Source organism: Pseudomonas sp. (assembly GCF_026224925.1).
In the GTDB taxonomy this organism is placed as follows: domain Bacteria; phylum Pseudomonadota; class Gammaproteobacteria; order Pseudomonadales; family Pseudomonadaceae; genus Aquipseudomonas.
This window is the reverse complement of sequence record NZ_JAMFRV010000538.1, coordinates 1-10211: the sequence shown is the minus strand read 5'-3', so window position 1 is coordinate 10211 and position 10211 is coordinate 1. Positions and strand designations below refer to the sequence as shown.

Here is a 10211-nt window from a genome sequence, read left to right as displayed (position 1 = left end):
GGGTCGGGATGTCATGGATTTTCAAGACCTCTCGGGCGAGGGGGTCCATCGGTGAAGCGAGCAGTGCGTGAATACCCGCCGACGAGACCTGCATGCCGGGCGTCATCAGGCGCTCGCGGAACATGGCTTCAGCCATGGGGCTGCGGCAGATGTTGCCGACGCAAATCACCAAAAGATTATTGAACATTACCTTTAACCGACAGCATGAGCCGCTTGCTGAGATTGGCGCTGATGTTGCGAGCCACCAATAGAAGCGCTTGCACTTTGTGCAACGGCGAAATGGCGGAGATCGACAAGCAGAACACTTGAATCAGGAAATATTCGTAGACGGCCTGATTGCCGATCCGATTGTAGTAATTTGCAAGGCTGGAGCAGGTCTGCAGGCTCATGTGCAATTTTCGTTTGTGCGAGCGCATGGAGAAAACGCCACCTGGGTGCAGGCGATACATCGCCGGTTTGATTTCACCGAGAAATTTGCCGTGGCCGTGCGCACCGAGCAGTGACCACCAGCAGAGATCGTTGAGTGGGGCTAACCATAGCTCCGGTGGCATATCGTGCAGGACGTTGCGAAAACACGTTGTGAGCGTCGAGACCGGCCGCGCCCGCTGCAGTTGGACCGAGGTCGCATCGGCGCGTAGTTTGCCCTCTAGCTGAATGCCATGTTCGCCTTCAGCATCAAACGACATCGCATCGTGATAGGTCAGCGCGTAATCAGGATGGCTCTCGAGAAAATCCACCTGAATCTGCAATTTGCGTGGGTCAGTCCAATAGTCATCGCCTTCGCAAAACGCGATGTACTTCCCTCGTGCTTCTTTAAAAATGCCTGGCGTACACAAGTTGCCTTGCGAGTACTGGTTGACCTTGTGATAAAACGGCCGAATCAGCTTCGGGTAACGGGCGGCGTAGTGCTCGACGATCTGTGTAGTACCGTCGGTAGAGGCATCGTCGTTTATCAGAATTTCGATGGGGAAATTGGTTTTCTGTGCCAGGAAGCTCTCAAGGGTCTGTGCAATAAACCCCGCCTGATTGAAGGTTGGGCAGACGATGCTCAGTAGCGGCACCACTGTCGGTTGCTCGGAACTAGCGCGTGGCACTTCAGGGGTAGCATTTTGCACAGTGGCATCCATGGCTCATGTACTCGGTTTGCTGAACAAAAAATAAAGTTTTGCGGCCAGCGGTTTGTAGCTCATAGCCACGAGCGTCAGGGTGATAAAGCCACTGACGGCCAGGCCGAGGAAAGTTGAGAGGCGGTCTTGACCAGCAAGCATGCGAAACAGCGGTTCGCTGGCTGCGATACCGACGGCGGTCATCAAGGTGATGCGTGCGATGTCGTGGGTCCATTGACCGTGAATCCCCGGGGCCAATCGATTGTGGACAATAGAAGGCCAGATCACAAAAGACAGAAGACGTAAACCAAACCAGGCCAGCGCAGCGCCATACGCGCCTTGATAATGGATCGCCAGAAACATCACCGGCACGGTGATGATGGCTGACACCACGCTGTACCAGACGTGCAGGGTCAAATTCGCGTGGGCGTATTGCAGGTAAAACTGAAAACTACTTGCGGCCATGATTGCGCTGCCCAATGCGTACCAAAGCAAAATTGACTGGCTCCAGTGGGCCGCCGTCAGATCACCGGTCCAGGCGAAAATAAGCGGTTCGGCATGGAAGCCAATCACAGCAGCTAACGGGAACAGTAAGGTACACACGAAGCGGTTGGCTGAGAGGAACAAGGCGTGCATATCGTCTTGCCGACCCTCGGCCATCAATACGGTCAAGCGCGGCAGCAAGGTTTGCGCGAGCGGGTTGGCCAGCATCAGGATGCCGGTGGTAATCAGCGCCACTAATGAAAAGTAGCCGTACTCTTTGAGCAGCAGGATCTCCGAGAGCAGCACCTTGTCCATTTGCGTCAGCACAATCCACATTACTGTGGTCAGCGACATGCTGGCGGCAAACGGAATGATTGGCTTGACCAGTGCCCAGTTGAAGCCGCTGAACAGGTGCGGGGCAGGCATCTGTTGATAGGCCCGACCGGCAAAAATCAATGCTTCGATCAAGCCAACCGCGACTTGGAATTTGAAGAAGTCTCTAGGGTCTTGCGATAGGCTGCTGACCAGTAACAATCCGCCGAAATAACGCAGCGTGGCAATAATCACGTTGGCGATGTTTAGCCACGCGTGTTGTTCAAGACCCTGAATGCCGCTTTTATAAAGCGTCGCGTATAAGCGCAATACGATAATCACACCCATCATGCCGATGCAGCTAATGAGGGTTTCGCTGTCCAGTGTCTGTGCATTCAGCCATTGCAGCGCGATCCACGGGCTTGCGGCGTAGATCACCGTTATGCAAATCACGGCCATCGGTAAAAATATGATTTCAAACGAACGCAACAAATGGCCCGCACTGCGCTCCGTGTTTGGCAGTCCTTGCTGGTGCGCTACTGCGCGGACCAAGCTGGGCGACAAGCCTGCATCGAGTAATTGCAGCCATGCCTGCATGACCGAGAAAAAGCCGATCAGGCCATAGGCCTCAGCTCCTAAGTGGCCCAGGTAAAAAGGCATGATAAGAATGCCCACCAGCAGCGCATACGCCTGTCCGGCGTAGCTCAAGGTGGTGTTTCTAATAACGGAAAGTTTTCTCGCCATGATCGTTAGATAACTTGAGCCAGGGCGGAGTCGTCATACCTGACCCGGCCTTGGCTGCACTCAGTAATTAACGTTTCGATCACTCTGTCTTGGTCTTCCCTGGCCAGACCTGGGTAGATCGGCAAGCAAAGCACGCGCTGGGCCAAGGACCGAGAGGTGCTCTGAGCCGCTTGCGGTTGCAGGTATTCAAGGGTGTCCAGAGAGGGGTAGAAATAACGCCGTGGGTTGATGCCTTTGTCATTAAGCGCTGCACGGACGCGTAGCAATTGTTGTTCGCCGGTGACAGCTACCGGAAAGTAGCTGTGGTTAAGCTGGCTATCGGGCTCAGCCTGTTGCAAGTCCATGTGATCGCCCAATTGGGACTGATATCGATAGGCAATTTCAGCGCGGCTCTCGAGAATGTTCTCCATGTCGTCAAGGATGCACAGGCCCATCGCTGCCGAAAACTCATTCATTTTGGCGTTGATGCCGATGCCTTCGATGGTATCGACGCCTGCAATACCGAAGTTGCACAGCAGGTAAACCTTCCGGGCCAGTTCATCGTCGTTGGTGATAATCGCGCCACCTTCGATGGTGTGAAACAACTTGGTCGCATGGAAACTCAAGGTGCTGACGTCACCCCAATTGAGCACTGACTTGCCCGCATGACGAACCGCAAACGCGTGGGCGCCGTCGTACACTACTTTTAGTTTGTGCTTCAGCGCGATCTGCTCGATCTGCTCGACGGCGCACGGGTTGCCAAATACGTGGGTGCCGACGATTGCCGTAGTGTCGGAAACGATCCTGCTTTCAATGTGTTCAGGCGAGATATTCCAGGTCGCCCGGTCGATGTCGGCGAAGATCGGACGAATACCTTCCCACTGCAACGAGCTGCTGGTAGCAACAAAGCTGAACGGTGTGGTCACTGCGCTGCCGCTAAGGCCGAGCGCGCGGTAAGCAACTTGCAGGGCCAGCGTCCCGTTATTGGTGAGCAGTACGTGTTTTACGCCTAGATAGTCCGTGAGCCGTTGTTCCAGCTCAGTGACCAGCGGTCCGTGGTTGGTTAGCCAGCCGCGAGCATAAATACCATCAACATAATTTTTGAATTTGTTGATGTCACCCAAATAGGTTTTGGTCACGTTGATCATCAAAGTCTCCATGTCTAACGTCTAGTCGCGCTGGTTCCGAAGTGTGAGAGCCGACCGGACTAACCCGGTGTAGATTCGGAGGGTGGGCTGCCGGTTTTTCGGCTGACCTGTCGAGCGCGACGCTGGTTGAACTTAAGAATCAGCTGGGTTGCCAAGCTGCCGGTGTGTGGATCACCAAAATGAAAGAGCGCGGTTGCCCGTTTTAAATCTGGACTGACCGGGCGGTTCGCGTGCAACGAACGGTAACCCCAAAAAAAGTAAATATTGCCGGGTTCTAATTTCAGGGTGTCAGCGGTTAACCAGCCCCTATCAAGCGCCGCGGATATAAACTTTCTGCTGAAGCGATTTTGCAGTAAGGCTTTTTCAATCACGTTAAACAGGACGAACGAACGTACCGTGCGTAAGTTTGGAAACAGCACCAGGTCGCCGCGCTCTTCGCCTTGTTCCGGTATGAAAATAGGGATCAGCGCTGTGACCAGGGTGGCATCAAAATGGAAGCTGTTGGATTCGCGTCGCCCTTGGTTTCCCTGAACGCAGCGCAGCACTGGGAAAATCCGGTCACTGGGTGCCGATTCTCCTGCTGCTTGCTGGTACAAACGGGCCAGTAGCACCTTGAAAGCCGGGTCAGCCCAGACGCTTGCTAACAGACTACCGGCCAATGCTTGCTCGCCGTGGTAGGCAAAATATTCGCCGGGATGCTGACTTGCATGAAGGTCGGTATAGGCGCGCAGCTGCGCAAGTTCGGCTTCACCGACCACACCGCTCAGCTTGGCAAAGCCGTTGCTATCGATCTCATTGGCCAGTTGCTCTACCTGCTTTTCGTCAATGCTAAAAGATATAGGCATCGCGTCATGGCTCTTTTAGGCAAGTGATAAAAGAAGCGGCTTGGGAACGGGTGCCATTATTGAGGTGGCACATCTGTAAAACCGGAACATATAGGGCGCTAGACATGTTTGTTAACCACGCTACCGCCCGAATCTGTTGATCCAGTCACCCATCGCTTCGCTAATAACGCCGCTTCTGAAAGTTCCTATCTGCTGTCCTACGTATGCCTCCGTTGCTCAAACAAAAGGCCAAGCTACCGCCCGCCCGAGCATGCTCAGTAAAAATCGAAGTTTCCAATAATCAACGGACTGCCACAGGCGCTGAAATCACACCTTTTCGCTAATTGATGTCATAGGGCAGAACTGCAAGGGATGTATCCAGACGCGTCGTGCGCATTGCTCTTAGGCGCTGCTGCAGTAGCAATGAATCGTCTGACAGACATATATATCGACGGCGCCGTGCTTCCTGTCAAATTATTTCGTCAAATAACTGTTACGTTTTTGATAAACGGTAGATCGTGATTCATAACTCATTGATTTAATTGATCGTCAAAAAAACATCACATGCACCGTCACGGTGCGGCGACGGTTTTTAGACGCGCTTCATAGAGGGGGTATTGGGGAAAAGTTCAATAATAACTTGCGTGTTTAGGCAGGCTGTTCGCTTACGAGTGTAGTTGGTTTTTATAAAAGAAATTGATGTTCGATTGAGTGTGTCAAGAGCTGGATAGCATTGAATCGAGTGTTTTTCCAACAAACTGTATCTGGTTCTGACTCAGTCCTTTGAACCTGGTATCTCGCTGAGCGAAAAGCTGAACCAATCATCGTCTATATTCCAAAATAGAATATATAAATAATAATTAATAATTTTTCGATCTATGTAAAAATAGGGCATGATCATTCCTCGACGCTTCGGCTTCACGTAATCACCTCGGCGTTCCTGGGTGTGCGCTTTAGAGATCCCTGACGATGACGAAATTGCCGCTTTATTTTGACTACGCCGCCACCACGCCTGTGGACGAGCGTGTCATTCAGATTATGGTTGAGTGTCTTGGTGTTTCCGGCAACTTTGGAAATCCAGCCTCCAGCTCCCATGCCTATGGCCAGCAAGCGCGCCATTCAGTAGAGCAGGCGCGCCAGCAGGTCGCTGACTTGGTTGGTGCGCAAGCTAGTCAGATAGTGTGGACGTCAGGTGCAACCGAATCGAATAACCTGGCGCTCAAGGGGGTTGCTCAGGGGCGAGCGCAGCGGGGCGGGCACATCATTACTAGCCAGATTGAACACAAGGCGATTCTCGACACCGCTCACCAACTTCAAGGTGCTGATAATCAGGTGACTTATCTGGCGCCGGATTCGGATGGCTTGATTTCGGCGGCATCCGTCGAGGCAGCACTGCGCGAGGACACGTTTCTGGTGTCTTTGATGTTGGTTAACAATGAGCTCGGCAGCGTTAACGACATTGCCGCGATCGGCGCCGTCGTTCGTAAACACGGTGCGTTGTTTCACGTGGATGCGGCGCAGGGCGCGGGTAAGGTCAGCATTGACCTCGCCTTGCTGGCAGTGGACATGATGTCGTTCTCCGCACACAAGGTGTACGGCCCCAAAGGCATTGGTGCGCTTTATGTGGGACCCCGAGCCGATAAACGTCTACAAGCGCAAATCCATGGCGGTGGGCATGAGAGTGGTTTGCGCTCGGGCACACTGGCCACGCACCAGATCGCCGGCATGGGGGCAGCCTTTAGCCTGGCTGCGCATGAGTTTGATGATGAGGTCGCACGAATTGGTGTTTTGCATGAGCGTCTGCGGCAGCAACTGGTCGACGTTCCTGGTATACGCTTTAACGGTGGCAAGACCTGCAAGGTGCCACATACATTGAGTTTGACCTTCGGTAACGGTGACCTTGATCTAGCGAAATTGAGCGGTTCGTTGGCTTTTTCGTCTACTTCGGCATGCAACTCCGCGAACAATGCTCCATCCCACGTATTGCTGGCGATCGGCCACGATGCTCAGGCGGCGCGCCAGACCATCCGTTTAAGTCTCGGTCGCTTCACCACTGAGCAGGATGTGGACCGCGCGGCACAGCTGATCAAGGCTTCATTAAATCAGCCTGCGTTCTGGGCAGTTGCTCAGCCTTGATCGCTGCTCCATTATCTGAATCGGGACACGTCACTTACCGGTTCAGTAGGAGAATTAATGAGTACGCAGTCAACAACCAATGGAGTGGTCACGGAACGTTTAGCACAGGTGCGTGCCTTGATGAGCCGGGAGCGAATCGACGCTTACCTGGTGCCGTCGGCGGACCCGCATCTTTCTGAGTACCTGCCAGGTTATTGGCAAGGTCGGCAATGGCTTTCGGGCTTTCACGGTTCGGTCGGGACATTGATCGTGACTGCCGATTTTGCTGGCTTATGGGCGGATAGCCGTTACTGGGAGCAGGCGGCTAAAGAATTGGCGGGTACCGGCATTGAGCTGGTGAAGTTGCAGCCGGGCCGGCCGACCGCTCTGGACTGGTTAGCAGAAAACGCCAAGCCTCAGGGTGTTGTCGCAGTAGATGGGGCGGTATTGGCCGTTGCCTCGGCCCGTACGTTGGCCGCCAAGTTATACGATCAGGGCGCCAGCTTGCGCACCGATTTCGATCTGTTAACCGAGGTTTGGCTGGATCGGCCAGCCTTGCCGACCAATGCCATCTACCAGCACTTGCCTCCTCAGGCGAGCGTCAGCCGAGCCGAGAAGCTGGCTAAAGTGCGCAAGGTGTTGCTAGAGCGCGGTGCAGATTGGCACTTCATTGCAACGCTGGATGACATCGCCTGGCTATTTAACCTGCGCGGCGCTGATGTTTCCTACAACCCGGTGTTTGTCTCTTTCGCTTTGATTGGTCCACAGGGGATCAGTCTGTTTGTCGATTCTGTGAAAATGGACGCCGAGCTGCGCCAGACACTGGAAGGCGAGGGCATCACATTGGTTGAATACACCAAGGTTGCCTCGGCCCTGCGTGAAGTTCCGCCTGAAGCTCGGCTGCTGATTGACCCTGCGCGCGTGACCTGTGGCTTGCTTGACCACCTCAGCGCTGAAGTTACATTGGTCGAAGGGCTAAACCCGACGACGTTGTTCAAATCACAGAAAAGCGAAACCGATGCACAGCATATTCGCCAAGCGATGGAGCAAGACGGTGCTGCGCTCTGTGAGTTTTTTGCGTGGCTGGAGTCGGCCTTGGGCAATGAGCCCGTCAGTGAACTGTCTATCGACTTTCATCTAGGTCAGGCACGCGCTCGTCGTCCTGGTTATGTTTCGGCAAGCTTCGCGACCATCGCCGGTTTTAACGGTAATGGCGCCATGCCGCATTATCGGGCCACTGAACAAGAGCACGCGCAAATCGAAGGCGACGGCCTGTTATTGATCGACTCGGGTGGCCAATACCTGGGCGGTACAACCGATATCACCCGAATGGTGCCGATCGGAACGCCCACCGCTGAGCAAAAACGAGATTGCACCCGCGTTCTCAAGGGCGTAATTGCATTGTCGCTGGCTCATTTTCCACGGGGCATCGCATCGCCGTTGCTCGACTCTATTGCCCGAGCGCCGATCTGGGCTGAAGGTGTGGATTACGGACACGGGACCGGGCACGGCGTAGGTTACTTCCTTAACGTCCATGAAAGTCCGCAGGTCATTGCCTATCAAGTTCCGCCAGCACCTCACACGGCCATGCAGCCGGGGATGATTACCTCGATTGAACCGGGTACCTACCGGCCGGGGCGTTGGGGGGTGCGCATAGAGAACCTGGTCTTGAATCGCGAAGCAGGGAAAACCGAGTTCGGGGAGTTCCTCAAATTCGAAACCTTGACCCTGTGCCCGATCGATACGCGCTGTCTGGAAGTATCCTTGTTGGCGCAAGAGGAGCGTGACTGGCTAAACAGTTATCACGCCGAGGTTGATCAACGCTTGAGCCCACTGTTAGAGGGGCCTGGGTTAGAGTGGTTGCGTTCGCGCACTGCTGCCATCTGAGCGTAAGCGCCACGTCGCAGGTTCAGGCCTGCGGCGTTGTTGTTTTTAGCGCGTGCGCCATGTCATCGGATTCAAATAACAAGCAAGTCAGATTGGTCGCGGGTGCGCCAAGGTTGGCGCCATCGAGGGATGGCGTGGGTTATTTACAGAGGACAATCAAGCTGCGGCTGGTAAATCCTGCCGGATTGAGGCCAAAAGGATAGTCACCCGGATCTTCTACCGCGTCGCCGGATTTGGCAATAATTCGGTAGCCGTTGGAGTCGCACGTGGTGGCGGCCATTTCATAACACTTGTCCCAGGAAGAGGTGAGCCCTGAGCAATTGATATGTATTCCACGCTTGCTGTGTTTAATGTGCTTGGTTGTCGCCGCACAACTGATGAGGGTCAGTGACGCCAAGATGATCAAAATGTATTTCATTACTGTCCCTAACCTGGCGAACTGATTAATGCCAGTGCCCAGCTTGAATTCGGCGGTAAACAGGGTGCCGCTATGACGTCCAGGTCATTGACGCTCCAAAGATGGTCCCTATTGCGGGGCTAAACATGGCCCAACCGGGTTACAAATGCTAGCGCCATCTTAATAACTATCCAAAACTGGTTTAGTCGACCGGCACCGGCGTCGGTGATTTTGAGTGCGTGGTCAGCGTTGCTCCTACTGAGGCAAGGATGATTGAGGCAATGGCGAACCATTGGGTCAATGTCAGACTTTCATGTAGGAAGATCAGCCCCGACAACGCGCCAAAAGCTGGTTCGATACTCGCCAATGTTCCGAACGTACGGGCAGGTAATCGTGTCAGCGCCATCATCTCCAAGCTATAGGGCAGGGCGGTAGATAAGATAGCTACGCCCAGTGCCGTAGGAATCAGCGCTGGGTTTAGTAGGGCTGATCCAGCGTGGACGATTCCGATGGGGGCCATGAACAGTGCCGCTATTAACACGCCTAGCGCTGCCGTCTGGATACCATTGTCTGCACCGGCCTTTTGGCCGAACAATATATAGAGTCCCCAGCAAACCCCCGCACTCAACGCGTAGCCTATGCCTATAAGGTCAATATTGGCGCTGCCCGCGCCCATCGGTATAAGCAGCAGCAAGCCGAGGGTTGCCAAGGCGATCCAGATAAAGTCGACAGCTTTACGTGCAGAGATCAGTACCACGGTCAGTGGCCCGATAAACTCCAGTGCGACGGCAATTCCGAGTGGTACCGTCCTCAAGGACATATAGAAGAGGAAATTCATTCCCCCTAGGGAGATTCCGTAAATGACGACGGTGCGTAGCGATTTGGCGGTCAATCGAGCCCGCCAGGGTCGCAGGATCAATATCAGCATCACACTGGCGAATGTCAGCCTTAATGTGGTGGTGCCTTGGGCTCCAACCAATGGGAACAAATTCTTGGCCAGCGATGCCCCCGTCTGAATTGATGCCATGGCAATAAGGAGTATGCCCACCGGGAACAGTAGCGAGGCGAGGCTGCGGGGTTGGTCGTTCATTGCGGTTGATCGTCCACGGTCATTTGGGAGTGCCATCAAGGTGGGCATGATGCGTAATATCAGTCTATTGAGCAATATATTGCTCAATAGACTGATATTACGCATCATGCCCACCTTGATGGCACT

Annotated in this window: 8 protein-coding genes and 1 pseudogene; 2 read left to right on the top strand and 7 right to left on the bottom strand. The window is 54.0% G+C overall.

The window, feature by feature from the left end; all coding sequences use genetic code 11:
- The 5 genes and pseudogenes from M0974_RS22730 to M0974_RS22710 all read right to left on the bottom strand — a co-directional run.
- Window positions 1–187, bottom strand: a pseudogene (locus M0974_RS22730) (low molecular weight phosphotyrosine protein phosphatase); the annotation flags it as partial.
- A complete protein-coding gene (locus M0974_RS22725) occupies window positions 177–1094 on the bottom strand; it encodes a glycosyltransferase family 2 protein (RefSeq protein ID WP_367279042.1) in 918 nt (305 codons plus the stop codon). The pseudogene M0974_RS22730 and the gene M0974_RS22725, both read right to left, overlap by 11 nt.
- Before the next feature lie 36 nt (window positions 1095–1130).
- Window positions 1131–2645, bottom strand: a complete 1515-nt coding sequence (locus tag M0974_RS22720) for a lipopolysaccharide biosynthesis protein (RefSeq protein WP_297842101.1) — start codon at window positions 2643–2645, stop codon at window positions 1131–1133.
- 5 nt (window positions 2646–2650) lie between these two features.
- Window positions 2651–3772 (bottom strand): DegT/DnrJ/EryC1/StrS aminotransferase family protein, encoded by a 1122-nt coding sequence (locus tag M0974_RS22715; RefSeq protein ID WP_297842098.1) that lies wholly within the window; start codon window positions 3770–3772, stop codon window positions 2651–2653.
- Window positions 3773–3831: 59 nt separating this feature from the next.
- Complete coding sequence (locus M0974_RS22710) at window positions 3832–4617, bottom strand: hypothetical protein (RefSeq protein ID WP_297842095.1); 786 nt, start codon at window positions 4615–4617, stop codon at window positions 3832–3834.
- Window positions 4618–5565: 948 nt separating this feature from the next.
- Here M0974_RS22710 and M0974_RS22705 point away from each other — a divergent pair.
- Both M0974_RS22705 and M0974_RS22700 read left to right on the top strand, forming a co-directional pair.
- Complete coding sequence (locus tag M0974_RS22705; RefSeq protein WP_297842093.1) at window positions 5566–6732, top strand: aminotransferase class V-fold PLP-dependent enzyme; 1167 nt, start codon at window positions 5566–5568, stop codon at window positions 6730–6732.
- A 57-nt stretch (window positions 6733–6789) separates the two neighbouring features.
- Window positions 6790–8598 (top strand): aminopeptidase P family protein, encoded by a 1809-nt coding sequence (locus tag M0974_RS22700; RefSeq protein WP_297842088.1) that lies wholly within the window; start codon window positions 6790–6792, stop codon window positions 8596–8598.
- Between the two features lie 139 nt (window positions 8599–8737).
- Here M0974_RS22700 and M0974_RS22695 read toward each other — a convergent pair whose 3' ends face one another.
- Window positions 8738–9016 (bottom strand): hypothetical protein, encoded by a 279-nt coding sequence (locus M0974_RS22695; RefSeq protein WP_297842085.1) that lies wholly within the window; start codon window positions 9014–9016, stop codon window positions 8738–8740.
- Window positions 9017–9197: 181 nt separating this feature from the next.
- A complete protein-coding gene (rhtA, locus tag M0974_RS22690) occupies window positions 9198–10085 on the bottom strand; it encodes a threonine/homoserine exporter RhtA (protein ID WP_297842111.1) in 888 nt (295 codons plus the stop codon).
- Between the last annotated feature and the right edge of the window lie 126 nt (window positions 10086–10211).

What these genes read in the sequence shown, in the direction of transcription:
- M0974_RS22720 (WP_297842101.1), bottom strand. Translation starts at nt 2,645, where the DNA reads ATGGCGAGAAAACTTTCCGTTATTAGAAACACCACCTTGAGCTACGCC.
- M0974_RS22715 (WP_297842098.1), bottom strand. Translation starts at nt 3,772, where the DNA reads ATGATCAACGTGACCAAAACCTATTTGGGTGACATCAACAAATTCAAA.
- M0974_RS22710 (WP_297842095.1), bottom strand. Translation starts at nt 4,617, where the DNA reads ATGCCTATATCTTTTAGCATTGACGAAAAGCAGGTAGAGCAACTGGCC.
- M0974_RS22705 (WP_297842093.1), top strand. Translation starts at nt 5,566, where the DNA reads ATGACGAAATTGCCGCTTTATTTTGACTACGCCGCCACCACGCCTGTG.
- M0974_RS22700 (WP_297842088.1), top strand. Translation starts at nt 6,790, where the DNA reads ATGAGTACGCAGTCAACAACCAATGGAGTGGTCACGGAACGTTTAGCA.
- M0974_RS22695 (WP_297842085.1), bottom strand. Translation starts at nt 9,016, where the DNA reads ATGAAATACATTTTGATCATCTTGGCGTCACTGACCCTCATCAGTTGT.
- rhtA (WP_297842111.1), bottom strand. Translation starts at nt 10,085, where the DNA reads ATGAACGACCAACCCCGCAGCCTCGCCTCGCTACTGTTCCCGGTGGGC.